Origin of the sequence: Klebsiella sp. 2019SCSN059 (assembly GCF_021739525.1) — a bacterium.
Lineage (GTDB): Bacteria > Pseudomonadota > Gammaproteobacteria > Enterobacterales > Enterobacteriaceae > Klebsiella > Klebsiella quasipneumoniae.
The window spans coordinates 51,885-78,067 of record NZ_JAKKOM010000012.1; the positions used below are offsets into that span (position 1 = coordinate 51,885).

Here is a 26,183-nt window from a genome sequence, read left to right on the forward strand (position 1 = left end):
CGGGATTAGCGGCCCGCTTTCAGCTTCTGGTAATACTCTTCATAAATAGCGCTGGCGCTGCCGACGTCATTTTGCCATTCGCCTTTCTCGATGGTGGCGGCGTCCGGATAGAGCGATTTATCGTTGGCCACGGCCGGGCTGAGCATTTTGCGCGCCGCCAGGTTTGGCGTGGGGTAGCCGATGGTTTCCGCGACCTGCTTGGCGACATCCGGGCGTAGCAGGAAGTTAATCAGCTTCAGCGCGCCGTCGACGTTTTTCGCATTTGCCGGGATCGACAGGCTGTCCATCCAGAAGATGCCGCCTTCTTTCGGCCAGATCACTTCCAGCGGCGTACCGGCCTGGCGGGCGACGTAAGCCGAACCGTTCCATACCATGCCGAGGTTCACTTCGCCTTCCATATACGGGTTCGCCGGGTTATCGGAGTTAAACGCCGCGACGTTGGGCATCAGTTTTTTCAGCTCGTTATAGGCGGCTTCAATCTCTTTCGGGTCGGTCGTGTTGCCGGAATAGCCCAGCTTACGCAGCGCTATCTGGAACACTTCGCGCGCGTCGTCGGTCAGCAGCAGGCTGCTTTTGTATTCCGGCTTCCACAGGTCGGCCCAGCTGGTGACGGTTTTCGGATCGATAGCGTCGCTGTTGACGCCGATGGCCGTCGCCCCCCAGATGTAGGGGATGGAGTAGTCGTTATTCGGGTCGAACGGTTTGTTCAGCATCTGCGGATCGAGGTTGCTGAAGTTAGTCAGCTTGCTCTTATCGATCTTCTGCAGCATGCCTTCTTTACGCATCTTGTCGACGAAGTAGGTCGACGGGACGACCAGGTCGTACGCCCCGTCTTTATAGGTCTTGAGCTTGGCGTACATGGTTTCGTTCGACTCGTAGGTCGAGTAGATAACCTTGATGCCGGTCTCTTTGGTGAATTGCTCCAGCAGGCCCGGCGGCACATATTCGGTCCAGTTGTAGAAGTAGAGCGTTTTGCTGTCGTCCGCGTGGGCGGCGCTCATGCCGATTGCCAGAGCGCCCGCCGCGAGCAGGTGGCGTGACCATTTTTTCATTTTAACGTCCCCTGAGTTTTATCACGTGCAATTAACTGACTGGCGATGACCATCACCAGCGACAGAACCAACAGTATCGTTGCCAGAGCGTTCACCTCTGGCGAAACGCCGACCTTGACCATCGAATAGATCTTCAGCGGCAGGATTTCATACCCCGGACCGGTGACGAACGAGGAGACCACCACGTCATCCATCGACAGCGTGAAGCTCAGCAGCCACCCGGCCGCCACCGCCGGCAGGGCCAGCGGCAGGATAATTTTGCGCAGGATGGTCATCTCGCTGGCGCCCAGATCTTTCGCCGCCTCCAGCATCCGCACATCAAAGCCTTTCAGCCGGGAGTAAACGGTGACCACCACAAACGGCAGGCAAAAGGTGATATGCGAAAACAGCAGCGACCAGAAGCCAAGCTGGACGCCAATCAGCATAAACAGCACCAGCAGGGAGATGGCCATGACAATATCGGGCGACATCATCACCACAAACAGCATGCCGCTAACGAACGGTTTGCCGCGAAAACGGTAGCGGTACAGCGCCACGGCGGTTAGCGAGCCGATAAGGGTGGCGAAGGTCGCCGACAGCACCGCCATGGTCAGCGAGTGCTGGGCGGCCTGCAGCAGGCTATCGTTGTTCATCAGCAGACTATACCAGTCGGTGGTGAACCCCTGCCAGTTGATGCCGAAACGCGACCGGTTAAACGAGTTAACGATCAGAATAATAATAGGGATGTAGAGATACGCGTAGATGGCGGTCATAAAGCCGCCGCGCAGCAGTCGACCGATCATTCCAGCTCCACCTTTTTATTCAGCAGGCGCGCCGCGCGCCAGTAAATCAACAGCATCAGGCCCATCACCAGGGTTAAGGTAATGCTGGTTGCCGCGCCGAACGGCCAGTCGCGAATATTGAGGAACTGGCTCTTGATCACATTGCCGATCAGCAGGTTCTTGGCGCCGCCCATCAGGTCGGAAACGTAGAACAGCCCCATCGCCGGCAACATGACCAGCAGGCAGCCGGCGATGATCCCCGGCATGGTCAGCGGAATGATGATGCGGATAAACGTCTGCAGCTTGCTGGCGCCGAGATCTTTCGCCGCTTCCAGCAGCGGCCGATCCAGTTTCTCAATGCTGGAGTAGAGCGGCATCACCATAAACGGCAGCAGGATGTACACCAGGCCGATAATCACCGCCGACGGGGTGAACATAATGCGTATCGGCGTGTCGATCACTCCCAGCCACAGGAGAAACTCGTTCAGGTAGCCTTTGGTGCTGAGGAAAATCTTCAGCCCGTAGATGCGGATCAACGAGTTGGTCCAGAAGGGAACGATCAGCAGGAACAGCAGCAGGGGCCGCACCTTCTGCGGCAGCCGGGCAAGGAACCACGCAAACGGGTAGCCCAGCGCCAGGCAGGCGAGGGTCGCCAGCAGCGCCATGTTCAGCGAATGCAGCAGCACGTCGTAATAGAGCGGATCCAGCAGCCGCGAGTAGTTGTCCAGCGTGAAGACCAGCTTGACGAAGTTAGCGTCGTCGCGGGTCAGGAAGCTGGTGGCGATGATCATCAGGTTGGGCAGAAAGACAAACAGCACCAGCCAACCGACGATGGTGGCGATCACCACATTCTGGAATTTACTGGTGTTCTTCATCGGCCAGCACCACCTCCCAGCTCTCCACCCAATTGATAGACATTTTCTGGTCAAGAGAGTGGTCGAAATCCGGGTCGTCTTCGTTAAAGAATTCGCTGACCATCACCATTTTGCCGTTTTCCAGCTCCACCACCGACTCGAGAGTCATGCCCTTATAGTTGCGCTCGCGCACATAGCCGATCAGGCCGTCGGCGTCGCTGTTGTGGTGGATCTCATCGACGCGCAGATCTTCCGGGCGCAGCAGGACATGCAGACGCTGGCCGGCCTCCACCGCAAAATTGACGGTGATGTTGCATTCACGCCCTTCCACGCTGGCCCGCACGCGCTGTTCGTCGAGGCGTTCAATGACCGTGGCGTCGAAGATATTAATCTCGCCGATAAAGCTGGCGACGAACAGGTTTTTTGGCTCTTCGTAGATCTCGCGCGGGGTGCCGTCCTGTTCGATTTTGCCATCACGCATCACCACGATGCGATCGGACATGGTCAGGGCCTCTTCCTGGTCGTGAGTGACGAAGACGAAGGTGATGCCGAGCTTACGCTGCAGCGCTTTCAGTTCGTTCTGCATCTGCTTACGCAGCTTGTAATCCAGCGCCGAAAGGGACTCATCGAGCAGCAGCAGGCGCGGTTTGTTGACCACCGCGCGGGCGATGGCCACGCGCTGCTGCTGGCCGCCGGAGAGCTGGTGCGGTTTGCGCTGGGCAAACGCCTCCAGCTGCACCATCTTTAAGGCATCCATCACCCGCGGAGTGATTTCCGCCGCCGGGGTTTTCTGCATGCGCAGGCCGAAGGCGACGTTCTCGAACACCGTCATATGCGGAAACAGGGCGTAGCTTTGGAATACGGTATTAACGTGGCGGTTTTCCGCCGGAACATGAGTGATATCGTGATCTTCGAGATGGATCCGTCCGCTGTCGACGTTTTCCAGGCCGGCGATAAGGCGCAGAACGGTGGTTTTACCGCAGCCAGAGGGGCCAAGCAGGGTGAGAAACTCACCATTGTTGATGGTCAGGTTAAGGTTATCGATGACCGTTTTACCATCAAAGCTTTTGCGAATTCCCGCCAGTTGCACCAGCGGCGAACGCGAACGCGGTTGTATATTCAATTTTTGACTCTGTCCCATGTAGACGCAACGGAAACTTCCGACCGCTGCGGGGTTTGTGATTAACCACCTTTGGGGTTGCACGTTTTTAATAAGGGCCAGCATTCTACGGCAAACGAGGGTAATCGCCAATCCTTGATACGCCTGCATAGTCTACCTTTACACCATAACGTCGGTTCCGTTATTAAATTTCGCTTTACGGGCTAAGAATGACCTGACGCAATATTTGTCTTTTCTGGCTTATCAATAATGTTGTCACAAAAGAAGAGGGTGGCTACATGGATAAATTGCTTGAGCGTTTTTTGCAGTACGTTTCTTTGGACACGCAGTCGAAGCCTGGCGTTCGTCAGGTCCCCAGCACGGAAGGGCAGTGGAAGCTGTTACGCCTGTTGCAGGCGCAGCTGGAAGAAATGGGACTGGTCAAGGTAACGCTGAGTGAAAAAGGGACGGTAATGGGAACCCTGCCTGCCAACGTCGAGGGCGATATCCCGGCCATCGGCTTTATCTCTCACGTCGACACCTCCCCGGATTTCAGCGGCAAAAACGTTAACCCGCAGATTGTCGAAAACTATCGCGGCGGCGATATTGCGCTGGGTATCGGCGATGAGGTGCTCTCCCCGGTGATGTTCCCGGTTCTCCATCAGCTTTTGGGGCAGACGCTGATCACCACCGACGGGAAAACGCTGCTGGGGGCGGACGATAAGGCCGGCATCGCCGAGATCATGACCGCGCTGGCGACCCTGCAGGCGAAAAATATCCCCCACGGCGATATCCGCGTGGCCTTCACCCCCGATGAAGAGGTCGGAAAAGGGGCGAAACATTTCGACGTCGAGGCCTTTGACGCCCGCTGGGCCTATACCGTTGACGGCGGCGGGGTCGGCGAACTGGAGTTTGAAAACTTCAATGCCGCCTCGGTGACCATTAAGATCGTCGGCAACAACGTGCACCCCGGCACTGCGAAAGGGGTGATGGTCAACGCGCTGTCGCTGGCCGCGCGGATTCATGCCGAAGTGCCGGCCGACGAGGCGCCGGAGACTACCGAAGGCTATGAAGGCTTTTATCATCTCACCAGCATCAAAGGCAGCGTCGATCGGGCCGAGATGCACTACATCATCCGCGATTTTGACCGTAAGCACTTCGAGGCGCGCAAGCGCAAGATGATGGAGATCGCCAAAAAGGTGGGCAAGGGGCTGCACCCGGACTGCTATATCGAGCTGGTGATCGAGGACAGTTATTACAATATGCATGAGCAGGTGATCGCCCATCCGCACGTGGTCGATATTGCCCGCCAGGCCATGGTGGACTGCGATATCGAACCGCAGATGAAGCCGATCCGCGGCGGTACCGACGGGGCGCAGCTCTCGTTTATGGGACTGCCATGCCCGAACCTGTTTACCGGCGGCTACAACTATCACGGCAAACATGAGTTTGTCACCCTGGAAGGGATGGAGAAAGCGGTGCAGGTGATCGTGCGTATCGCCGAGCTGACGGCGGCACGAAAAGGGCATTAATCTTCTCAGGCAGCCCGGTAGGGCCGCGTGTCGGACAAGACGCCGGATGGCGGCTGCGCCTTATCCGGCCTACGGTCCAACCGGTGACTGCTGACCCCGTAGGCCCGGCAAGCGCAGCGCCGCCGGGCGGTCAACAGCAGAGCGGGTACTTGTCTTCGTGCCGGATGGCGGCTGCGCCTTATCCGGCCTACGGTCCAACCGGTGACCGCGGAACCCGTAGGCCCGGCAAGCGCAGCGCCGCCGGGCGGTCAACAGCAGAGCGGGTGCCTGTCTTCGTGCCGGATGGCGGCTAACGCCTTATCCGGCCTACGGTCCAACCGGTGACCGCGGAACCCGTAGGCCCGGCAAGCGCAGCGCCGCCGGGCAGGATGGCACTCAGTCGCCAAAGAACCAGTAGCCGCTGTTGACCAGCGCCGCCAGCATGGCGAGGAAAGAGGGATCTTCCAGCGCATCGCCAAAATGGTCTGCACGCAGCGTCAGGTGGGTGGCTAAGGCGTCCAGCGCCGGGCGGTGCGGAGAGTTGATCTTCTCGCCATTGACGAACACCTCGCCGTCAATGCGCAGCACCCGCAGGCCGCCCAAGCGTTCCAGGGTATCGCCCTGCTGCAGGGCATCGTAAATTTCATCGGGCTGATACGGCGGCTCCGGCGGCGCGACGTCGAGCTCATGACGCGACTGAGTGATAAACTCGCCGAACCACTGCTTAAAGTGCTCCGGTTGGTTAATCAGCCCCAGCATCATCTCGCGCAGGCGGTCGAGTTCGGCCGGTAAAATATCCGCCGGATGGTCGCGGGAAGGCACGTCCGGATCGGCGTAGCGCTGGCTGCCCAGTTCGCGCTGGAGAACGTAGTCGGCAAAGCCGCTGAACAGCTCGCGGGCATTCGGCGCGCGATAGCCGACCGAATAGTTCAGCGAATTTTCCAGCGAATATCCCTCATGCGGGAATCCTGGCGGAATATAGAGAATATCGCCCGGCTCCATCTCTTCATCGATGATCGCCTCGAAGGGGTCAACCTGCAGCAGGTCCGGATGCGGGCAGTGCTGTTTCATCGGCACTTTTTCCCCGACGCGCCAGCGCCGACGGCCAGTGCCCTGGATGATAAACACATCATACTGATCCAGATGCGGGCCGACGCCGCCGCCCGGTACGGAGAAGGAGATCATCAGGTCGTCGATACGCCAGTCCGGCAGGGCGCGGAACGGGTGCATCAGCGCCGCCGACGGCTCATGCCAGTGGTTGACCGCCTGTACCAGCAGGGACCAGTTGTTTTCGCTCAGGTGATCGTAGCTTTCGAAGGGACCGTGACTGACCTGCCATTTTCCATCCTGATGGCTGACAAGGCGGCTATCGACCTCGCTCTCCATGGCCAGTCCAGCCAGTTCGTCCGGGCTCAGCGGGTCGATAAAATTGGCGAAGCCGCGCTTCAATACCACCGGCCGTTTTTGCCAGTAGCGTTCGATAAAGTCGGGCCAGTTAAGCGTTAATTGATAATCCATATTGATATTCCACTGCAGGTGTCTGACAGGGATTATAACGGATGCGGCGCCCCGGCGATGCAGGCGCCGTGAAAAAACTCAACGATTAACTCTCTTTATCTTCCATCAGCTGGCGGCCAAACACCACCTCCATGCAGGCGCCGCCGAGCAGGCTCTCGCCGGCGATGATCTCCCCGTCATATTGTTCGACGATTTCCCGGGCGACGGAGAGCCCCACCCCCTGGCCGGGACGCAGAGTATCCGCCCGCTGACCGCGGTCGAAGACAGCGCGGCGCTGGCTCGGCGGGATCCCCGGCCCATCGTCTTCCACCAGAATGTGCAGATGGCTGTCGGTGGTCTGGCGCACGGAAACCTCCACGAACTCCAGACAGTACTTACAGGCGTTATCGAGAACGTTACCCATCACTTCCATAAAATCGTTCTGCTCGCCGACAAAACTGATCTCCGGCGAGATGTCGAGCGAGATATTGACCCCCTTGCGCTGATAAACCTTATTGAGGGCGGAGGTCAGGCTGTCGAGCAGGGGGGCGATCGGGTGCAGCTCCCGGCTCAGCAAGGTGCCGCCGCTGCGCATGCTGGCGCGATGCAGATAGTAACCAATCTGCTGCGAAATACGGCTGATCTGCTCCAGCATCACCGGCTCCGCCTCGTCGACGCTGATCTTCTCGCCGCGCAGCGAGCGCAACGTGCTCTGCATCACCGCCAGCGGCGTTTTCAGGCTGTGGGTAAGATCGGTGAGGGTGGTGCGGTATTTGTCATAGCGTTCACGCTCGCTGCGAACCAGCCGGTTAAGGTTGCTGACCAGCCGGGTCAGCTCGCGGGTGGTGTTGGGATTGAGCTTCTCGCGGTGATGTTCCTCCAGCTCGCGCACCTCTTTGGCCAGCGACTCGATGGGGCGCAGGCTCCACCAGGCGGCGACCCACAGGAGGGGGATCACCAGCAACAGGTTGGCGGCCAGCACGTAGATAAACCAGCTCCACACCATATAGCTGCGCTTGAGCTCCACCGGGATGGTGTCGACCACCACGATACTGAGCTGGGGCATTTTGCTGGTGGCCGGGTAGAAGTTGATCGCCACCGAGTGGGTCATCTCCGAATCGTCGCCCTGTTCGCGGATGGCGTCCAGCTGTTCCTGAACCTCATGGTTATTGCGCAACAGCATACTGCTGCTGTCGACATCGGCTTCAATTTCATGGAAGCCATTGCGTTTCAGCCAATCCGGTTGAATGCGTTTTGTCAGCCAGGGGACATCGCGCTGCGCCCACAGCAGTTTGCCCTTCTCATCGTAAATAAGGGTCACCGTCGGGCTTTCCATATTCAGATTTTCCGGGATATCGACGTCAATGGCGCCGTTCTCCCATTTGGCCAGCATATAAAAGAGATTGCTCTCGCCGCGCAGCAGACGGAAGGTGGTTTTATCGAAGCTGACGCTGTAGCCCACCAGCGCCACCATGCCATAAGCCAGGGAGAGCACCAGCACCACCCCGGCGGTCGCCAGCAGGAAGCGAACCCGTAACGACAGCGGGAAAATATGCCGCAACAGTCCCTTCATCAGCGCAGTTCGAACAGATAGCCCTGGCCGCGCACCGTAGTGATGACGTCCTGCGGGTATTCAGCCTGAATTTTCTTACGCAGCCGGCCCATCAGCACGTCGATGGTATGGCTTTCACGCAGTTCGGCATCCGGGTAAAGCTGGAGCATCAGCGAATCCTTACTGACCACTTTGCCGCGATTGCGGATCAGGGTTTCCATAATGGTGTACTCAAAAGCCGTCAGCTTGATCGGCTGGTCGTTCACCGACAGCTCGCGCCGGGAGAGGTCGACCTGGAACGGCGGCAGAGAGATCACCTGCGAGGCCAGGCCGCTGTTGCGGCGCAGCAGCGCCTGCATGCGGGCGGCAACCTCTTCAATATGGAAAGGCTTGGTGACGTAATCATCCGCCCCGGCGCTCAGCACTTCGACTTTATCCTGCCAACCTTCGCGGGCGGTAAGCACCAGCACCGGCAGTGACACGTCGTGGCTGCGCCAGCGGCGGATCAACGATAATCCATCTTCGTCCGGCAGACCGAGATCGACGATGGCGATATCCGGGAGATGTTCGCCCAGATAGTAATCCGCTTCCTTGGCATCCTCTGCGGCATCGACCTGATGGCCCAGCTCCTGTAGCTGAACTTTGAGGTGGTGACGCAGCAGGGCATTATCCTCAACCACGAGTACGCGCATGGCTGTTCTCCCTTGCAATTTCGAAAGTAGTCTGACGCTTATTATATACGCAAAATATAAACAGCTGTTAAATAAAGCTTTTTATACAAACGGCGTGCAGCATCGCCGGGCAGGTCGGCGTTGGGCGGCGCCTTTTGCGCACGGGTATGGAACTCCTTCATTCTATGCGTAATTTCAGCAAACGCCCAGCGGCAGGGCGCGGGCAGCGGCGGGTTGGTGATGTTAATTTTTTGTGTAATAGTGCTGGAATTATCCCTCAATGACGCCGCAGGTTATCCATTATGTCTCAGCAGCAGAGCGCGGACTGGGTCAGGCTGGCGCAGTCGCCCAGTCGGACGGAGCGCATCGAAGCCTTCTTCGGCGGCCACGGCTATGAGCCGCACCGGCATGACACCTACGCCATCGGCCAGACGATCGCCGGCGTGCAGAGCTTTCACTATCGCGGCGGGCTACAGCACAGTCTGCCCGGCGGGACGATGGTCCTTCACCCGGACGAAATACACGATGGCGAGGCGGGCACCGAGGCGGGGTTTCACTACCGCATGGCCTATATCGAACCCGCGCTGATCCAGAAGATACTCGGCGGCAGGCCATTGCCGTTTATCCCCGGCGGCCTGTCGGCGGATCCACGGCTACGTCGCGCCGCGCAACCGCTGTTGAAAGCGGTCACGGCTACCTTCGAGCCGCTGGAGGAAGAGGACGCCCTGTACGACCTGGCGCAGACCCTGGCCGTGGTCGGCGGGCAGCGTTCCCGTCGCCAGGCGTTTGATTATCAGGCGGCGGAGAGGGCCCGGGAGTATATCCATGCCTGTTTTATGCAGGATATGACCCTCGACATCCTGTCGCAGGTCAGCGGCCGGGACCGCTGGAGCCTGAGCCGCGATTTCAGAACGCTGTACGGCACCAGTCCGTGGCGATACGTCATGATGCGCCGGCTCGATTTTTGTCGCCAGCGGATGCGCGCCGGGGAGCGTCTGGTGGATATTGCCGCCGAGGCGGGCTTTGCCGACCAGAGCCACATGACGCGCCAGTTTATCAGCCGCTTTGGCCTCTCTCCGGGGCGCTGGCTGCGGGCGATCCGCGGCTAAGGCGGCGCAGGTTGCACAATCGTTCAAGCGTGACCGCGGCGCGGTGAACTATGCTGACTGCCTTTATCACAAGGAGACAGCCTATGTATCAACTCGTTAATTTTGCTCATAAATTTTCCCTGTTCAGCGAACAATGGCAGCCCAAAGTGGTGGCCGAAATGAACGATTATCAGTTCAAGATCGTGCGCATCGCCGGCGACTTTATCTGGCACAGCCATCCGGAAACCGATGAGACGCTGATGGTGGTGGAGGGGGTATTGCGCGTGGACTTCCGCGACGGACATGTGCTGGTGAAGGCCGGGGAGATGATCGTCGTGCCGCGCGGGGTGGAACATAAGACCTCGGCGGAGATGGAAGCGAAGCTGCTGCTGATTGAACCGCGCGGGGTGCTGAATACCGGCCACGAGGGGGGCGAGCGGACGGCGGTGAACGACGTCTGGATCTGATCGCCTTCCGGCGATAAAACGCCCCTCTTTCCGGCGGAAAGAGGGGCAGGGCGATTACTTCAGCTCGTCAACCATGGTGGTTGCCCGACCGATATAGTTGGCCGGGGTCATCGCTTTGAGACGCACTTTTTCCTCTTCCGGCAGGGCGAGGCTGTCAATAAACTGCTTCATCCCTTCCGCGTCAACGCGTTTGCCGCGGGTCAGCTCTTTCAGCTTCTCGTACGGTTTTTCGATACCGTAACGACGCATCACGGTCTGGATCGGCTCAGCCAGTACTTCCCAGTTGTGATCCAGTTCGTCCAGCAGGCGATCCTGGTTCAGCTCCAGCTTGCTGATCCCTTTGAGGGTGGACTGATAGGCGATCAGCGCATAGCCGATGCCCACGCCGAGGTTACGCAGGACGGTAGAGTCGGTCAGATCGCGCTGCCAGCGGGAAACCGGCAGTTTGCTGGCCAGGTGCTGCATGACCGCATTGGCCAGGCCGAGGTTGCCTTCGGAGTTTTCGAAGTCAATCGGGTTCACCTTGTGCGGCATGGTGGAGGAGCCGATTTCCCCGGCGATGGTCTTCTGTTTGAAGTGGTTGAGCGCGATGTAGCCCCACACGTCGCGATCGAAGTCGATCAGAATGGTGTTGAAGCGCGCGATGCAGTCAAACAGCTCAGCGATATAGTCATGCGGCTCGATCTGCGTGGTGTACGGGTTCCACTGAATGCCCAGCGAAGTGACAAACTCTTCGCTGAACTGATGCCAGTCGACTTCCGGGTAGGCGGCGATGTGGGCGTTGTAGTTACCCACCGCGCCGTTGATTTTACCGAGGATTTCCACCTGGTTCAGCTGACGGTACTGGCGCTCCATACGGTAGGCGACGTTCGCCATCTCTTTACCCATGGTGGACGGCGTCGCCGGCTGGCCGTGGGTACGGGAGAGCAGCGGTACATCGCGGTACTGGGTCGCCAGATCTTTTACCGCGTCAATCAGCTTGCGCCAGTAAGGCAGAACCACTTCGTCGCGGGCGGTTTTCAGCATCAGCGCGTGGGAGAGGTTATTGATATCTTCGGACGTACAGGCGAAGTGAATAAACTCCGACACGGCGTGCAGTTCGGCGACGTCAGCGACTTTCTCTTTCAGAAAGTACTCTACCGCTTTCACGTCGTGGTTAGTGGTGCGCTCGATGGTTTTGATGCGCTCGGCGTCTTCGACGCTGAAATCGGCGACGATTTTGTCAAGGAAACCGTTTGCGTCGGCAGCAAAAGCAGGAACTTCCTTGATCGCTGCGTGGGCGGCCAGTTTTTGCAGCCAACGTACTTCCACCTGAACGCGGAATTTCAGCAAACCGAATTCGCTGAAGATACCGCGCAGCGCGCTGACTTTATCGCCGTAGCGGCCGTCTACAGGGGAAACGGCGGTCAGTGAGGATAATTCCATAGATCACAACTCCGGGGTTAAATGAGCAAGAATTTGCTTTGCCTGGTTAACCAGACGATTACGGGAAAACATAAGCTGCAGACGTCCGCCGCCCACCTGATGCCAGAGCACCGCGGCGCGAATCCCCGCCAGCAGCGCTGAGCGAACTTTCGCCTGCACCTGCGGGCTTTGCAGCACGGCAGGGGAGCCGGTCACCTGAATACGCGGGCCCAGCGGGCTTATCACATCGACATAGATGCCCGCCATGGCGCTGAGCAGCGTTTCGGACTGCAGGTCAAAGTGCTCCAGCTGACGGTGCAGGCCGGCGATGCGGTTGCCGAGCGTGTCCATCGCCCCTTTACTGGCGGCGAGCTTGCGCTCCAGCACCATCAGGCTCAGGGTATAGCGGGTCAGTTCCGCATTGAGGCCCTGACGGCTGCTGGTATTGAGCACCCCGAGCAGCGTTTCAAGGCCGAGGCGAAGATTGGCTTCACTGCCACCGAACACCGCCAGCGTCGACTCGGGATCGAGGTCGATGATGCTGTTCAGCGACACATGCAGGGCATCGCTGTCGCAATGTCCCTGATGCGCCAGTTGCTGAACCAGTCGCGCCGCCTGGCAAACGCCAGCCAGCGCCAGGGTGATGTCATAGTAATTCTTCGCCACACATACTCCTTGTCAGCCGCCGGGGCGGTTCGTCCCGGCGGAAATAACGCGCGTTCAGGACTGCAGAGGCAGTCGTTGTTCAATAATTCCGCCGCCGAGGCACACTTCACCCAAATAGAACACGGCGGACTGGCCCGGGGTCACCGCCGCGACCGGCTCATCGAAGCGGACTTCGATACGGTCTTCATCCAGCGCGGTAACGGTGCAGGGGATATCGGTCTGGCGATAGCGGGTTTTCACCGTGCAGCGCAGGGTGCCCTGCAGCGGTTCACGGTCAACCCAGTGCAGCTGTTGGGCAATCAGGCCGACGGACATCAGGCGCGGGTGGTCATGGCCCTGGGCGACGATAAGAATATTATTCTCAACGTCTTTATCGACCACGTACCATGGGTCTTCGCTACCCTCTTTGGTGCCGCCGATACCCAGTCCTTTACGCTGGCCCAGGGTATGGTACATCAGCCCCTGATGGGTGCCGATCTCCTCGCCGTCGACGGTGAGGATTTTGCCCGGCTGCGCCGGCAGATAGCGGCCAAGGAAATCGCGGAATTTACGCTCGCCGATAAAGCAGATGCCGGTGGAATCTTTTTTCTTCGCGGTGATCAGATCCAGCTCTTCGGCGATCTTACGCACCTGCGGTTTTTCCAGCTCACCCACCGGGAACAGGCTCTGGGCAATCTGTTCGTGGCTGAGGGTATAAAGGAAGTAGCTCTGATCTTTATTGCCGTCGAGACCGCGCAGCAGCTGGCTTTTACCGTCGACATCGGCGCGGCGCACATAGTGCCCGGTGGCGATGTAGTCGGCGCCGAGGTCTTCAGCGGCAAACTCGAGGAAGGCTTTAAATTTGATCTCTTTATTGCACAGAATATCCGGGTTTGGCGTGCGGCCGGCTTTGTACTCTTCCAGGAAGAGCTCAAAGACGTTATCCCAATATTCGGCGGCAAAGTTAACGGTGTGCAGTTCAATGCCCAGCTTATCGCAGACCGCTTGCGCATCGGCAAGGTCGGCGGCGGCGGTGCAGTATTCCTCGCCGTCGTCTTCCTCCCAGTTCTTCATGAACAGGCCTTCCACCTTATACCCTTGCTGCAGCAGCAGGTACGCGGAGACCGAGGAGTCGACGCCGCCGGACATGCCGACGATCACTTTTTTCTGGCTTTCTGACATGGAAATACTCGCTACATTGAACTTCGAGGCGGCGTATTCTAGCACGCGCTCACCGTTCATTCACCCCCTGTGAACGGCCAGTTAAATGCGCCAATTAGCGACAGCGGCTGGCGCGGGTCCTGCAGGTAGCAGCGAATGCTTTCGGCAACCAGCGGCGAGCGCAGGTTTGGCGCGTTAAGAATTTCCTCAGCACTGAGCCACAGGCAGCGATCGATATCGCTGTCGTGCGGTTCAGTGGCGCACAGATCGCTAAGTTCGATGGCGAACAGGAAGCGCAGAAACGGGGTGTTATCGGGCGCCAGCCACTGATGCATGCGGATGAAGTGCTGCGGCGTGGCGCGAATGCCGGTCTCTTCCCACAGTTCACGTTCGGCGGCCTGCAGCAGCGTTTCATTGGCCTCGAGATGGCCCGCCGGCTGGTTCCACAATGCTTTGCCGTTAATGGTCTCTTCGACGATGAGAAATTTATCCTGGGCGTGAACCACGCAGGCAACAGTGACATGAGGTTTAAACATCGCTTTTCCTTTTCGGTTATTCGGCTTTGCGCCAGTCGCCGTTGGCCAGCCCGTCGAGGGTGTAGCCGCCCATGGCGTAGCGGATCAGCCGCAGGGTAGGGAAGCCGACGTGGGCGGTCATCCGGCGCACCTGACGGTTGCGTCCCTCGTAGAGCGTGATCTTCAGCCAGCGGGTGGGGATCGATTTGCGCTCACGAATCGGCGGGTTGCGCGGCCACAGCCAGGCGGGCTCCTCCACAAGTTCTACGCCGGCAGGCAGGGTGGGGCCATCGTTGAGGGTGACGCCGTCGCGCAAAGCGGCCAGCGCCTCGGGGGTGGGTTCGCCTTCCACCTGGACGTAGTAGATCTTGCCGGTGCGTTTACCCGGCTGGGTCAGCTTCGCCTGCAGCGCGCCATCGTTGGTCAGCACCAGCAGCCCTTCGCTGTCGCGATCGAGTCGACCTGCGGCGTAGACGCCCGCCACGGGAATAAAATCTTTCAGCGTGCTGCGCCCGGCCTCGTCGGTAAATTGCGGCAACACATCATAGGGTTTATTGAACAAGATCACAGTTTTTGGCTGGCGTTCTTTGCGTTGTCTGGTGACTTGTTGTGTGCTGAATCGCTCAACGCGATGTTTTCTAAATGAAGTTTTCTGCATGGTATTTTCAGGCTCTATCAATTGCCGCATTATAGCCTAATTACGAATGCCTTTCATGGACGCAAACATTCAGGTAGTATTGACATGCTCATTACAAATTATTAACAAAAAATTGCTCAAACCGATTCGCAACACAGGCAGGAAGGCGACACGGACGCGATAGCTCCGGTTAGCGGGAAGACCCGGTACTCCGAAGCTGGCCGATTCAGCCAACACCAGGCTCGCGTGAAGAGGGAAGAGCAGAACCAGAAGCGCTCGAAGGAGAGGTTAATGGAAAGCAAAGTAGTAGTTCCGGCGGAAGGTCAAAAAATCACCCTGCAAAACGGCAAACTGAACGTCCCTCATAATCCGATTATCCCGTTCATTGAAGGTGACGGTATCGGCGTTGACGTTACCCCAGCGATGCTGAAAGTGGTTGATGCCGCCGTTGAGAAAGCCTATAAGGGCGAGCGTAAAATTTCCTGGATGGAAGTTTACACCGGTGAGAAATCGACCCACGTCTATGGCCAGGATGTCTGGCTGCCAGCTGAAACCCTCGATCTGATTCGTGACTACCGCGTTGCTATCAAAGGTCCTCTGACGACCCCAGTCGGCGGCGGCATTCGTTCCCTGAACGTGGCGCTGCGTCAGGAGCTGGATCTCTACGTTTGCCTGCGTCCGGTACGTTACTACCAGGGCACTCCGAGCCCGGTTAAGCACCCGGAACTGACCGACATGGTTATCTTCCGTGAAAACTCCGAAGATATCTATGCCGGCATCGAGTGGAAAGCCGACTCTGCTGAAGCAGACAAAGTGATCAAATTCCTGCGCGATGAGATGGGCGTGAAGAAAATTCGCTTCCCGGAACATTGCGGCATCGGCATCAAGCCGTGCTCTGAAGAAGGCACCAAACGCCTGGTTCGTGCAGCCATTGAGTATGCGATCACCAACGATCGTGACTCTGTGACCATCGTTCACAAAGGCAACATCATGAAGTTCACCGAAGGCGCGTTCAAAGACTGGGGCTACCAGCTGGCTCGCGAAGAGTTCGGCGGCGAGCTGATCGACGGCGGCCCGTGGGTGAAAATCAAGAACCCGAACACCGGCAAAGAGATCGTGGTAAAAGACGTGATCGCCGATGCCTTCCTGCAGCAGATCCTGCTGCGTCCGGCGGAATACGACGTTATCGCCTGTATGAACCTCAACGGCGACTACATCTCTGACGCGCTGGCGGCACAGGTTGGCGGTATCGGTATCGCCCCGGGCGCCAACATCGGCGACGAGTGCGCGCTGTTCGAAGCGACTCACGGTACTGCGCCGAAGTATGCTGGCCAGGACAAAGTGAACCCGGGCTCCATCATCCTGTCCGCAGAGATGATGCTGCGCCACATGCAGTGGTTCGAAGCCGCAGACCTGATCGTCAAAGGCATGGAAGGCGCTATCGCCGCCAAGACCGTGACCTATGACTTCGAACGTCTGATGGAAGGCGCTAAGCTGCTGAAATGTTCAGAGTTTGGCGACGCGATTATCGCGAACATGTAATCTGGCCCCCAGATTATGTCAGAACGGGAACCTGGTGGTTCCCGTTTTTATTATTAGTTTTCGAACGGTTAACAAAATTTTATCAAAACAAGTTATCAAAACCCCTCCCGAAAAACCTCATAAGGCCACTTCTTTCCACTCCTTACCTCGATCACCAGGTGACCTATCCTTTGCTATTGCGTTTTATGTACGAGCACATTGACTGGTCTCCCCATTGGTTAATACATCCGCGATGTGAGCCACAACATTATAAATTACATGAGGGCAACCCAATGAAGACGCAATGCTCCCATAAATCGATCATCCCTATTTTTCACGCAGTTGAAGCAGTCAGTTCTGCCAGAGACCTCTGCCGCAAGCATGCAACTTCAGTCGACACTTTGTACACATGGTTGCACGAGGAAGGGGATAAACGGGGCGCATTTAAACCTGAAGAAGAAAAGAATCGCCGGATATTTGGTGGAATATTTTGTAATCCACACAAAAATTAATGAGATATTTCTTGAAGAATAGGTCGTTTAGCCTTATTTTATGCTGCAAAATAATTAAATGTTTATTGGGTCTTCCTCTCGAAAATAATTAATGATGATACAACATGAATAATACAACAGGCGCTTCCGTTCCATCGGTCACGCTCGCACAGTTTCCAGTCGAACGCCCGTCAGAATTTAATGCAAATATTAATTTTTTGTGTGCTGTTATTGAATGTGAGTTAACACATCTAATCATAGATATTAACAATAAATATAATCCAACCATTTGCACCGAATTACACAACCTTTTTGAATTGCAAAAAAGCTTCGCAAAGATCAGTGATGAATTATTTTATGCGCTGGGTGTCGCTAATGAAAAACAAGCCTGAGGACTCCGTCGGTCATCCGTCGCTGCCTTTTACAGTACGTGTGGCATGGCGGTACTTGAGCCGGTGGTGGTTAGCTTTTTATATCATTATTTTGATAAAACTTGCTTATGTTATCATGAATTATCACAGGGGTAATTAATGTGAATGCATATTATTTATCAGTGGGCAATAAAACACGCAATGAGCTTCATGGGGTTAATCTGTAAGTCTTGCCCCATTCCGATATGATAAGATGAAGCTTATACTGGGGTGGCAGGAATAGAGATAACAAAACATACTAGAGTTATGCATCTTCCCGTGGCGAGAAATTAATCATCGATAAAGCGATGTATTGACCTTACCTCAATAAAAAAACACATTTCACAAGTTAATAACTTTGTGTTCTCATTCTTTTTGCTGACAATTGCCCGATCTTACGAGTACGGGAAAAGTAAAAGCCAGACACTTGAAACATCCAACCCTTATCAAAAATACAGGATTATAAATGGAAAAGGATTAATACCTTCATTGTTGTCACGATGTTATTCCTGGCTAGCCCTGCTTTTGGGGACGTCATTACGCAGATGAGAAGTGAGGCAAATGAGATATCAGGGGCCGCTCACGTTATTTGCTACCAAGGCCTGCAGTTGATTCATGGGCTCATAGTCGAAAGCAACGCTGTATGCGGCAGGAGACGTGCTGGGTCTGTTGCTTGGTGATTCATCTACTGGAACGAAGAGCGTATCAGCCTGGATCGACAGTCGACCGTTGAAGCACTGATTTATAAATTTGAATATAACCACATGGAAACACAACTATATGATGAAGAAAATCCCCCCCACCGCGCTGCTGTTAGCTTGCGCACTGGTTGGTTGCACCGTAAACCAAATAAACGATCAGGAAAAGCACGTCGCGAAGTTTCGCGAAACCAGGAGCCTTTACAACAAAGCGCTACTGCGCTGCGAGGAGATCGCTAACAAGAAATATCATGGCCAGTTGTATGGCTCTGTCCGGGTTGAAGGTGAAGCGCGTGTCGCGGTCTCCCGCGGGTATGAGAAAGAGCGCCGTGTCTGCGCTGACAATTATGACCGGAAAATGAGAGCATTGTGGGATGCTCAACCTGCCGATGTTCATGCGTTTTATGAGCAACGCCGCGCTGAATTGCATCAAGAAAACAACGCCGTTAATGAAGAGGCAAAAAGATGAACATCCTGAAGACGCTTTCTGGCGTAGCACTGACGACGGCGCTGGCCGGGTGTGCCGTTCCCCCTCCAATGGGCGTCACTAACGCGAGCCGCGCTGACGCTACCGTTAAATTTTCGTACCTGCTAAACGGTAGCCAGCCTGCTAACTTCACGCCGACCTTTAACGGCGCGCAGGAGAAGGCGGCGGCAATCTGCAAAAAATGGGGGTACACCGGCGCGGAGGCTGTCGATGAACTCGCCAAAACTGAATGCTCCGAGACGAATATATTCATCCGCGGTTGCCTGAAAGGCGAAGTGTCAAAACTGTACATGTGTAGTGGCAAGATCCAACAATAGAGAAAATAATGAAAAAATTGATGATAGCAATCACCCTGGCGACCGTCGCTGCAGCACCGGCACACGCCATTAACGCTAAATATCGCGAACAGCTGGAGCGCTCCGGATGCAATGAGATGAACGCCGGGCAGGGCTGCGACATCCACAAAACTAAAGCGCAAAACGCCGCAGAAGCGAAGAAGAGCCAGAACTTTTCGAAATTCGCTGGTACCTACTCCGTTTTCCTTCGGAATGGTCAGCGCATTGGCAACAAAATCATTGTGGTGAAGCCCCATGAGGTGCGTTACAACGGCCACCTGGCGGAGCGCCCGCGGGTCGTCAACGGCGTGCTGCTGTTTTCCGTGCAGGAGGCACAATTCTCCATCACCAGTACGCACGGTAATGAGCTGGGAACTTGGTTCAACGATGCGAACGATACCGGCGGCACTATCGGCCGATAGGCTGCCCGGAAAAAAGACCCGCTGCGGCGGGTTTTTTTACACCACCGCTTCCTCCAGTGTCGCGAGTGGAGAAAGCAGGTAATACGAAGCTAGTGTTTAATTTTGAGCTCGGCAGCGTCGGCAATAAATATATGCTGGAGCTGAAAAAGGGTGCCCGGAACTAAACCATTTTCTGCAGGTACGCCAGAAAAAATGTGAGTAATCTATGCGTTGCGCTCACTATGATTAACGTTTTCTGGTGGCTCAACATAGTCTAATCCGCGGATGCTATCTTTGAGATTAAACAGCCGGGACAGCGCCGCTCTGCCGCTATCCGTCACTTGCACTTCCCGATATCCCGGCGCGCGGGTGATCCATCCTTTTTGCTCAAACAGCGCCATCAGCGCCGATCCGGCGTCGCCTCCCAGATGAAAACGTCTTTCGCTCCAGTCAAGACAGGGGCAGCAAGGCTTACGTCGCGGTCGAGCGTTAAGTACTGCGCCCAGGCTTTCAAGCTGGGTTTTACCGGCTGACGTCAGGGACTGCCCATCGGCCGTCAGCCATTTTTCCCGCAGCATAGACTCATAAATATTCACCGCCAGTTCGCCCGCCAGATGGTCGTAGCAGGTGCGGGCGTAGCGAAGCGTAACCGGCGTGCTGGTGGCCAGCGCCTTATGCGCCTGCATTGAGACGCCCATCAGGTTTTCCAGCAGCCCGGCGATATGCGGGCCCGCCAGGCGGTAATAGCGGTGGCGCCCCTGCGCGAGACACACCACCAGCCCGTTGCTGAGCAGTCGGGCAAGATGTCCGCTGGTGGTGGAGGCGGAGACCTCGGCGACCGTGCTGAGCTCGGTCGCCGTCCATGCGCGCCCGTCCATCAGCGCGCAGAGAATACTGACCCTTGACGGGTCGGAGAGGGCTGAGGCCACCATCGCCATCGCGGTTTCCAGCGCCGCCTCTGGCTCACTGTCTTGCTGCGTTTTCAGGAGATTCATTCAGAAAGTATGGCCCATTTTTTGGTCACTTCCGCTGCCCGGGTGTCATCATCGGTAAGGAGAATGAGCCGGTTACGGTGGTCGCTGTACTGTACCAGAATATTAATACCGTTGCGGGCCAGGGTGTCGGCAATGTCTCCCAGTTCCCCGGGTCGTTCCTGGGGTAACTTGCGTATCAGAGGGCGGCATACATCGCTGACCGTAAATCCGGCCTCGGTCAGCACCCTGCGGGCTGTCTCACCGTCTTCTACCAGAAAATGCGCATGTCCGGCATCAGGCGTGGTGAATACCCCACCACCTTCGAGACCCACACCGTTGTTGCCCAGCGCTATACCCATTGCGCCAAGCGAGCCCGGCGTGTTGCTGAGAATGACGTGAATATCATACATCTGGCTGTGCTCCCCGATCCGATGAGTAATCCCGGAACACGCGGGCAACGCGTATTCTGTAATATGAAAAAATCGATGCTTTGCCTTCGCGCTGGGCAGCCAGATGCCGCTCATTTTGCTGCCAGTTGGCCACCGATGCTTCATCTTCCCACCAGAATAACGAAAGGATTTTGCCGGGTGAATTCAGGCTCTGAAAACGCTCGATGGCGATAAACCCCGGCGTGTCTGAAAGCAAAGGCGTCAGCCCGGCCGCCAGCTGAAGATATCTTTCCTGTGCTTCCGGTAAGGCGTCGGCCTCAAAAAGTACCGCAATCATAAGTCTGCTCCGTGGTGAATTTCCCTGCAGTCTAATGACGGCCAGAGCAGGATGCTTCGGTGTGCAGCGAAGTGTGGCTGAGGTTGGATACCCCAGCCACATTTCCTGAGCGCCGGATGACCGCGCCAGAAACGAGTTACTCTGCGTTAAAGATAATAAATTCAGGTTGGTAGCTGACCGGGAAATTGACCGAGCGGGCGATAAAACAGACGTGATGGATCTGCTGATGAATGGCCGCGGCGGCGTCGAGATCGGTACCTGGTAATACGGTGATTTTCGGCCTGAGGGTAGCAGAAATAAAGCGACCCGCGCCCCCTTTTAATACTTCGCCCGTTGCCACCGGCGAGTCCTGATATTCCATGACCGTAATGCCGGCATCTGAGGCCAGATGTAAGTACCACAGCATGTGACAGGCAGAGAGAGAAGAGAGCAGGAGATCTTCCGGGTTCATTTTGCCGGGATCGCCGCCCAGTAATGGATCATTTGAACAATGAATGGGTTCTTTTCCCTTTACCGCGATATCCCAGGTTCGGGCATAAGCCTTGTAACCCGAGGTACCCGTGCCCTGATTGCCGGTCCATGTGATGTGACTGGTATAAGCATGTTCCATTGGTTTGCCTTTCTCTATAGAGGGATGAATTTCTTCACTGCGGTATCGTCCAGGTGCATTGCCTGAACGAAGCCGCAGTTAGAATCGCAAGGTTGTCATGACGTTGGCTAGAATGGCATAATGGTATACCATTTATGAATGATGTAAAGAGAGCCAAATGAACGCTGCTACCCGTTCGACCGCTGACATCCTTGCCAGTGAGTTAAAAATCTTAATCAACAAGGGGGCATTGCGAGATGGCGACCGGCTTGTAGAGCGCGACCTGGCCTGCCAGTTTTCTGTCAGCCGTATCCCAATGAGAGAAGCGATACAGCAGCTTGAGCGCGAAGGTCTGGTTGAGATTTACAGAAATCGTGGCGCGGTGGTGAAAACGCTGACGGCCGCAGATGTCGATGAAATTTATCAGCTGCGGGCACTCCTGGAAGGTGAAGCCATTTTTCATAGCCTGACGAATATGGACCCGGAAACGCTTGCCCGGGCAGAGCTGGTGCATCAGCTGCTGAGCAGCGCTTCTGAACCCGAACAGCAGGGGAGGTATAACCGGGAGTTTCATGAACTGCTGTATCGGAAGTGTAACAATCAGCGCCTGTTGAAGATGATCGGTGAATTGCGCGAGCAGATTGAAAGATATGAGCTTTTTCAGAACAGACTGCTGTCGGATACGCTGAAATTCCAGGATGAGCATCAGCAGATCCTGATGGCCTGCCAGCAAAATAATCCACAGGAGGCTCGGGCATATACCGTGAAACATATTCTTTCAGCAGGCGAAACCCTTCGCGCCTATATTGTAAGCCGTTAATGGTTGCGTAAAGCGGCTGCGTTGTTCAGGCATAAATTGCAATCCGTCTCAGCTCAATGCTATAAGAAAAGAGCCGTTTTAATGGCGCTTATGTTTTATCTGTAAAGAATAAGTGAAGGTCAGATAATGATTACGTCAGTGCAGCCAACCACCACCGTCACCACCACGACCGTAACCTGCGGTGGTGTGGGCGTATCTGTGACCGGCTCCTGACAAACAGATCCTCACTCCCCGCCAATGTGGACGGGGAGAGTCCTCTCCGTTCGTGACAGACTGAATGGAGACCCATCATGATTTCATCTGAACATGCCCTGTTAATTATCGATATGCAGCAGGGGCTTTTCCGTGGCCCGGTTTCCCCGTATCAGGCCGATGCGCTTCTGTCGAACGTTTGCCTGCTGATTGAAAAAGCGAGACAGGCTGAGGTGCCAGTCTTCTTTGCCCGCCATACCGGACCTGACGACTCTCCGTTCTCCGCGCAAAGTCCATTAACCCAACTGCTGCCTGAGATGGGGGTTAACTGCGAGCGGGATATCGTTTTGATTAAAAAATACCCCTCCTGTTTCCAGCAAACTGACCTTGAGCATCAGCTCGCCCAGGCCGGCGTAAAACAGCTGGTTATTGCCGGTATGAAAACCGAATTCTGCGTGGACACGACCTGCCGAGCGGCATCGGCGCTGGGATTACGGACGGTGTTAATCTCGGATGCGCACTCAACCATGGATAACGAACGTTTATCAGCGCCTGACATCATTGGCCATCACAATGTCACCCTTGCGGGGCCCTTTGTGACGCTGTCGACCGCCGCGGAGTGGCGCTTTTCGGCAGAGAAATAAGGGTGAAGAAAGGGAGCCTGAGGGCTCCCGTTCGCGACGCCTGCTCATCCGGTTTTACTGGGTATGGCGACGCAGGGTGGAGGCGGGGTGACGCCGGAGCGCCTCTTCGGGACGCACCGGGCGCCGCACCAGCTCGCCGCCGCAGTTCGGGCAATGGCCGTTCAGCCGGGCCGTCATGCAGTCCTGGCAAAAGGTACACTCGAACGAACAGATAAACGCTTCGGGTGAGTCTGGCGGCAGATCTTTATCACAGCATTCGCAATTCGGGCGTAACTCGAGCATGACCTTCTCCTGTGGTTAATGGCGGTATCCGCCACGGCGGGCCAGCGGATGCTGTTTTTATATCACGGCCCGCACTGGCCGCCGAAGGGTTTCGCTGCGTTAACCTCCGCCTCAAAGCGTTGCCTTTCCGGGCTGCATCCCCGGCACGAGGATCACTTTGCGGCATGCCTCTTCACGCTTCTCAAAGATCTGATAGCCGCGCGCGGCCTCCTCCAGCGGCATATGGTGCGTGATAATCTCCTCCGGGGTGAGCAACCCTTGCTCAATTAGCGCCAGCAGATCCGGCAACCAGGCATGGACGTGGGTTTGCCCCATTTTGAAGGTCAGCCCCTTATCAAAGGCATCGCCAAACATAAATCCGTGAATGAAACCGGCGTAAACCCCAGGCACGCTGACGATGCCGCCGCGGCGCACGGCGGCGATGCACTGGCGCAGCGCTTTCCCGCTGCTGCCTTCGATTTTCAGGGTGCTGAGGACGGTTTCCGTGAGGCTGCCTTTCGCCTCGAAGCCGACGGCGTCAATCACCGCGTCGACGCCGCGATGGCCGGCGGTGTTGTCGATAATCCACTGCGCCGGGTCGTCATGGTGGTCGAAGTTTATCGGGATCGCGCCATAGCGCTGCTGCGCGAAGTCGAGTCGGTAATCGTTATGATCAATGATGAATATCTGCTCTGCGCCATTGAGCCTGGCGCAGGAGGCGCACAGCAGGCCAACCGGGCCGGCGCCAAAAATAGCCACGCTGCTGCCGGGTTTGACCTCGGCGTTTTTTACCGCCTGCCAGGCGGTGGGCAGAATATCCGACAGAAACAGCACCTTTTCATCGGGTAAGGTGTCCGGCACTTTAAACGGGCCGGTATTGGCTTTGGGAACCCGCACATATTCCGCCTGGCCGCCGGGGATCCCGCCGTACAAATCACTATAGCCAAACAGCGCCGCGGGTGGCGAAATACCTTTGCGATTGAGCGTCGCCCCCTGGCCGCTATTGGTGCTTTCGCAGGCGGCATATTGCTGCAGGCGACAAAAGAAGCAGTCTCCGCAGGCAATGACAAACGGGATAACCACCCGATCGCCTTTACGAACCGCGGTGACGTCCGAACCGGCGTCCACCACTTCCCCCATAAATTCATGGCCGAAAATATCACCATGGTGCGTGCCGGGGATCTTTCCGCGGTAAAGGTGCAGATCGGAACCGCAGATCGCCGTCGCCGTGACGCGCAGAATAATATCGTCCGGCGCCTCAAGGGATGGGTCAGGCATGGTGTCAACGCTGACATGATGGGGGCCATGATAAGTGAGTGCTTTCATAGAGTCTTCTCCTGGAGAGAATGGCTGATCGCATCAGGCGCAAAGGCAAAGTGACCTGACGCTAATGCCGCCGATAAACCACCGTGAAAATAAAGCGTAGAGTACTAATAATGGAACTGCGTGATATTCCAGTCGCTGAATATATGCCACGCTTCGCTTATTTATTGGCGTTATTTGCCTGTTTCCCCTGAATATGCCAGGCTTAATCGGGCATGATATTCGCTCCATTTTATTTTCCAGCCGCTTCCCCAGCGGCTTTTTTTTGCCTTAAAAACAAGAAAAATTCCTAATTTCGGTCGGGCTACAGGCAATACTGCCGCTTCGTTATATAACCCAACGGGAGTAACCCGCCGGTATAAATAATTCTTTGCCGCATGGGGGGGGTCTACGCATTATTTCCCTGAACACAGTAAGTTAGCGGAAATGTGCCGTCTGGTTGTTTTTGATGTGTTTTATAGAATTATTCCGAATTGCTGCTAAAAGGTATCGGAAACACCGGATAATAATTTGACTAACCAGCATTACCCGCTAGATTTAAATATCGAACGACGAGTGATACGGAATATTTTCGTATCGTACTGACATAACCGATATACATGAGGTGAAAATATGGCAGAGCATCGTGGTGGTTCCGGTAATTTTGCTGAAGACCGTGAAAAAGCTTCTGAAGCAGGTCGTAAAGGTGGTCAGCACAGCGGCGGGAACTTTAAAAATGATCCGCAGCGTGCGTCCGAAGCGGGTAAAAAAGGCGGACAAAACAGCCACGGCGGTGGCCGCAAGTCTGATAATTCCTGATTATCCTTTTCCTTGCACCCTGAAGTGAAAGTATCTCCTGCGAGTCTGTCACGGGCTCGCAGTTATTTTCTGACTCCAGAAGGTATTTCTATGAATATGAAAAGCATTGAAGATGTATTTATTCACCTGCTCTCAGATACCTACAGCGCAGAGAAACAATTAACCCGCGGGCTGGCTAAACTGGCCAGAGCGGCGTCCAGTGAAAAACTCAGCGCGGCGTTCAATGCTCATCTTGAAGAAACCCAGGGCCAGATTGAACGTATCGACCAGATCGTTGAGCAGGAATCCGGTCTGAAAATCAAACGCATGAAATGCGTGGCCATGGAAGGATTAATCGAAGAGGCCAATGAAGTCGTTGAGAGCACGGAAAAAAATGAAGTACGTGATGCCGCGTTAATTGCCGCTGCGCAAAAGGTCGAGCATTACGAAATTGCCAGTTACGGTACCCTGGTGACCCTGGCGGAACAGCTGGGTTATAAAAAAGCGGTCAAACTGCTGGCCGAAACCCTGGAAGAAGAAAAACAAACCGATGTGAAATTAACCGACCTGGCGGTAGGTAATATTAATAAAAAAGCAGAAAAATAAACGCTCCCTGACAC

At 55.9% G+C, this 26,183-nt stretch carries 31 protein-coding genes; 12 read left to right on the forward strand and 19 right to left on the reverse strand.

Annotated features, from left to right (window positions below; genetic code table 11):
• Positions 1–5: 5 nt before the first annotated feature.
• From potD to potA, 4 genes are read right to left on the reverse strand one after another with little or no spacing between them, the layout of a single operon-like run.
• Positions 6–1,052 carry a spermidine/putrescine ABC transporter substrate-binding protein PotD gene (gene potD / locus L2I46_RS14405; RefSeq protein ID WP_023289157.1) on the reverse strand — a complete coding sequence of 349 codons (1,047 nt, stop codon included), beginning with the start codon at positions 1,050–1,052 and terminating at the stop codon, positions 6–8.
• Positions 1,049–1,834 (reverse strand): spermidine/putrescine ABC transporter permease PotC, encoded by a 786-nt coding sequence (gene potC, locus L2I46_RS14410; RefSeq protein WP_004150813.1) that lies wholly within the window; start codon positions 1,832–1,834, stop codon positions 1,049–1,051. Before potC ends, potD begins: the two co-directional genes overlap by 4 nt.
• Positions 1,831–2,688, reverse strand: coding sequence for a spermidine/putrescine ABC transporter permease PotB (gene potB / locus L2I46_RS14415; protein ID WP_004150812.1), 858 nt, complete (start codon positions 2,686–2,688; stop codon positions 1,831–1,833). Before potB ends, potC begins: the two co-directional genes overlap by 4 nt.
• The gene (potA, locus tag L2I46_RS14420; protein ID WP_017898964.1) at positions 2,672–3,808 is read right to left on the reverse strand and encodes a spermidine/putrescine ABC transporter ATP-binding protein PotA; all 1,137 of its coding nucleotides are present in this window, start codon (positions 3,806–3,808) and stop codon (positions 2,672–2,674) included. Before potA ends, potB begins: the two co-directional genes overlap by 17 nt.
• 257 nt (positions 3,809–4,065) lie before the next feature.
• Between potA and pepT the strand changes: the two genes are divergently transcribed.
• A complete protein-coding gene (gene pepT / locus L2I46_RS14425) occupies positions 4,066–5,298 on the forward strand; it encodes a peptidase T (protein ID WP_023289160.1) in 1,233 nt (410 codons plus the stop codon).
• A gap of 375 nt (positions 5,299–5,673) precedes the next feature.
• On the opposite strand, the gene L2I46_RS14430 is transcribed toward pepT, so the two are convergent.
• The 4 genes from L2I46_RS14430 to L2I46_RS14445 form a co-directional block, all read right to left on the reverse strand.
• Complete coding sequence (locus L2I46_RS14430; protein WP_004206634.1) at positions 5,674–6,795, reverse strand: ribosomal protein uL16 3-hydroxylase; 1,122 nt, start codon at positions 6,793–6,795, stop codon at positions 5,674–5,676.
• Between the two features lie 85 nt (positions 6,796–6,880).
• Positions 6,881–8,347, reverse strand: a complete 1,467-nt coding sequence (phoQ, locus tag L2I46_RS14435) for a two-component system sensor histidine kinase PhoQ (protein WP_004206635.1) — start codon at positions 8,345–8,347, stop codon at positions 6,881–6,883.
• Entirely contained in the window at positions 8,347–9,018 is a 672-nt protein-coding gene (phoP, locus tag L2I46_RS14440) for a two-component system response regulator PhoP (RefSeq protein WP_004206636.1), read from the reverse strand. The genes phoQ and phoP overlap by 1 nt, the downstream gene beginning before the upstream one ends.
• A gap of 41 nt (positions 9,019–9,059) precedes the next feature.
• Positions 9,060–9,278, reverse strand: a complete 219-nt coding sequence (locus tag L2I46_RS14445; protein WP_136070404.1) for a hypothetical protein — start codon at positions 9,276–9,278, stop codon at positions 9,060–9,062.
• Positions 9,279–9,299: 21 nt separating this feature from the next.
• Between L2I46_RS14445 and L2I46_RS14450 the strand changes: the two genes are divergently transcribed.
• Both L2I46_RS14450 and L2I46_RS14455 read left to right on the forward strand, forming a co-directional pair.
• Positions 9,300–10,106 (forward strand): AraC family transcriptional regulator, encoded by an 807-nt coding sequence (locus L2I46_RS14450; protein ID WP_023289162.1) that lies wholly within the window; start codon positions 9,300–9,302, stop codon positions 10,104–10,106.
• Between the two features lie 83 nt (positions 10,107–10,189).
• Entirely contained in the window at positions 10,190–10,552 is a 363-nt protein-coding gene (locus tag L2I46_RS14455; protein ID WP_060592455.1) for a cupin domain-containing protein, read from the forward strand.
• 54 nt (positions 10,553–10,606) lie between these two features.
• Here L2I46_RS14455 and purB read toward each other — a convergent pair whose 3' ends face one another.
• From purB to rluE, 5 genes are read right to left on the reverse strand one after another with little or no spacing between them, the layout of a single operon-like run.
• Positions 10,607–11,977 carry an adenylosuccinate lyase gene (gene purB / locus L2I46_RS14460; protein ID WP_004176557.1) on the reverse strand — a complete coding sequence of 457 codons (1,371 nt, stop codon included), beginning with the start codon at positions 11,975–11,977 and terminating at the stop codon, positions 10,607–10,609.
• A gap of 3 nt (positions 11,978–11,980) precedes the next feature.
• Positions 11,981–12,622 carry a high frequency lysogenization protein HflD gene (gene hflD, locus L2I46_RS14465; RefSeq protein WP_004140557.1) on the reverse strand — a complete coding sequence of 214 codons (642 nt, stop codon included), beginning with the start codon at positions 12,620–12,622 and terminating at the stop codon, positions 11,981–11,983.
• Between the two features lie 54 nt (positions 12,623–12,676).
• Complete coding sequence (mnmA, locus tag L2I46_RS14470; protein WP_012542211.1) at positions 12,677–13,783, reverse strand: tRNA 2-thiouridine(34) synthase MnmA; 1,107 nt, start codon at positions 13,781–13,783, stop codon at positions 12,677–12,679.
• Between the two features lie 56 nt (positions 13,784–13,839).
• Complete coding sequence (locus L2I46_RS14475) at positions 13,840–14,298, reverse strand: NUDIX hydrolase (RefSeq protein WP_004150802.1); 459 nt, start codon at positions 14,296–14,298, stop codon at positions 13,840–13,842.
• Positions 14,299–14,314: 16 nt separating this feature from the next.
• A complete protein-coding gene (gene rluE, locus L2I46_RS14480; RefSeq protein WP_032452457.1) occupies positions 14,315–14,965 on the reverse strand; it encodes a 23S rRNA pseudouridine(2457) synthase RluE in 651 nt (216 codons plus the stop codon).
• A gap of 240 nt (positions 14,966–15,205) precedes the next feature.
• Between rluE and icd the strand changes: the two genes are divergently transcribed.
• From icd to L2I46_RS14505, 5 genes are all read left to right on the forward strand, one after another.
• Entirely contained in the window at positions 15,206–16,456 is a 1,251-nt protein-coding gene (icd, locus tag L2I46_RS14485) for an NADP-dependent isocitrate dehydrogenase (RefSeq protein WP_023289166.1), read from the forward strand.
• A 595-nt stretch (positions 16,457–17,051) separates the two neighbouring features.
• On the forward strand, positions 17,052–17,318 hold the full coding sequence (locus tag L2I46_RS14490) for a hypothetical protein (protein ID WP_136071266.1): 267 nt from the start codon (positions 17,052–17,054) through the stop codon (positions 17,316–17,318).
• A 798-nt stretch (positions 17,319–18,116) separates the two neighbouring features.
• Positions 18,117–18,503, forward strand: a complete 387-nt coding sequence (locus L2I46_RS14495; protein ID WP_032452458.1) for a hypothetical protein — start codon at positions 18,117–18,119, stop codon at positions 18,501–18,503.
• Complete coding sequence (gene yecR, locus L2I46_RS14500) at positions 18,500–18,838, forward strand: YecR family lipoprotein (protein WP_050442630.1); 339 nt, start codon at positions 18,500–18,502, stop codon at positions 18,836–18,838. The genes L2I46_RS14495 and yecR overlap by 4 nt, the downstream gene beginning before the upstream one ends.
• A gap of 8 nt (positions 18,839–18,846) precedes the next feature.
• Entirely contained in the window at positions 18,847–19,278 is a 432-nt protein-coding gene (locus tag L2I46_RS14505; protein WP_050442631.1) for a hypothetical protein, read from the forward strand.
• A 203-nt stretch (positions 19,279–19,481) separates the two neighbouring features.
• On the opposite strand, the gene L2I46_RS14510 is transcribed toward L2I46_RS14505, so the two are convergent.
• The 4 genes from L2I46_RS14510 to L2I46_RS14525 form a co-directional block, all read right to left on the reverse strand.
• Positions 19,482–20,252, reverse strand: coding sequence for an ArsR/SmtB family transcription factor (locus tag L2I46_RS14510; RefSeq protein ID WP_236947968.1), 771 nt, complete (start codon positions 20,250–20,252; stop codon positions 19,482–19,484).
• Positions 20,249–20,641 (reverse strand): amino acid-binding protein, encoded by a 393-nt coding sequence (locus L2I46_RS14515; protein ID WP_017899009.1) that lies wholly within the window; start codon positions 20,639–20,641, stop codon positions 20,249–20,251. Before L2I46_RS14515 ends, L2I46_RS14510 begins: the two co-directional genes overlap by 4 nt.
• Positions 20,634–20,957: an antibiotic biosynthesis monooxygenase family protein gene (locus L2I46_RS14520; protein WP_236947969.1), complete on the reverse strand. Its 324-nt coding sequence runs from the start codon at positions 20,955–20,957 to the stop codon at positions 20,634–20,636. The genes L2I46_RS14515 and L2I46_RS14520 overlap by 8 nt, the downstream gene beginning before the upstream one ends.
• 136 nt (positions 20,958–21,093) lie before the next feature.
• The gene (locus L2I46_RS14525) at positions 21,094–21,567 is read right to left on the reverse strand and encodes an OsmC family protein (protein ID WP_023289207.1); all 474 of its coding nucleotides are present in this window, start codon (positions 21,565–21,567) and stop codon (positions 21,094–21,096) included.
• 157 nt (positions 21,568–21,724) lie between these two features.
• Here L2I46_RS14525 and L2I46_RS14530 point away from each other — a divergent pair, with 157 nt between their 5' ends.
• Together L2I46_RS14530 and L2I46_RS14535 are read left to right on the forward strand one after the other, a co-directional pair.
• Complete coding sequence (locus L2I46_RS14530; protein WP_236947970.1) at positions 21,725–22,366, forward strand: GntR family transcriptional regulator; 642 nt, start codon at positions 21,725–21,727, stop codon at positions 22,364–22,366.
• A gap of 290 nt (positions 22,367–22,656) precedes the next feature.
• Positions 22,657–23,202: a cysteine hydrolase family protein gene (locus L2I46_RS14535; protein ID WP_236947971.1), complete on the forward strand. Its 546-nt coding sequence runs from the start codon at positions 22,657–22,659 to the stop codon at positions 23,200–23,202.
• Between the two features lie 54 nt (positions 23,203–23,256).
• Here the strand turns inward: L2I46_RS14535 and L2I46_RS14540 are convergent, their stop codons facing one another.
• Both L2I46_RS14540 and L2I46_RS14545 read right to left on the reverse strand, forming a co-directional pair.
• Positions 23,257–23,484, reverse strand: coding sequence for a DUF1272 domain-containing protein (locus L2I46_RS14540; RefSeq protein WP_023289211.1), 228 nt, complete (start codon positions 23,482–23,484; stop codon positions 23,257–23,259).
• 111 nt (positions 23,485–23,595) lie between these two features.
• The gene (locus tag L2I46_RS14545) at positions 23,596–24,789 is read right to left on the reverse strand and encodes a zinc-dependent alcohol dehydrogenase (protein ID WP_048297271.1); all 1,194 of its coding nucleotides are present in this window, start codon (positions 24,787–24,789) and stop codon (positions 23,596–23,598) included.
• A 609-nt stretch (positions 24,790–25,398) separates the two neighbouring features.
• Here L2I46_RS14545 and L2I46_RS14550 point away from each other — a divergent pair.
• Both L2I46_RS14550 and L2I46_RS14555 read left to right on the forward strand, forming a co-directional pair.
• Positions 25,399–25,584 (forward strand): general stress protein, encoded by a 186-nt coding sequence (locus L2I46_RS14550; RefSeq protein WP_004150795.1) that lies wholly within the window; start codon positions 25,399–25,401, stop codon positions 25,582–25,584.
• Positions 25,585–25,674: 90 nt separating this feature from the next.
• Positions 25,675–26,169 (forward strand): YciE/YciF ferroxidase family protein, encoded by a 495-nt coding sequence (locus L2I46_RS14555; RefSeq protein ID WP_023289213.1) that lies wholly within the window; start codon positions 25,675–25,677, stop codon positions 26,167–26,169.
• The last annotated feature ends 14 nt before the right edge of the window (positions 26,170–26,183 follow it).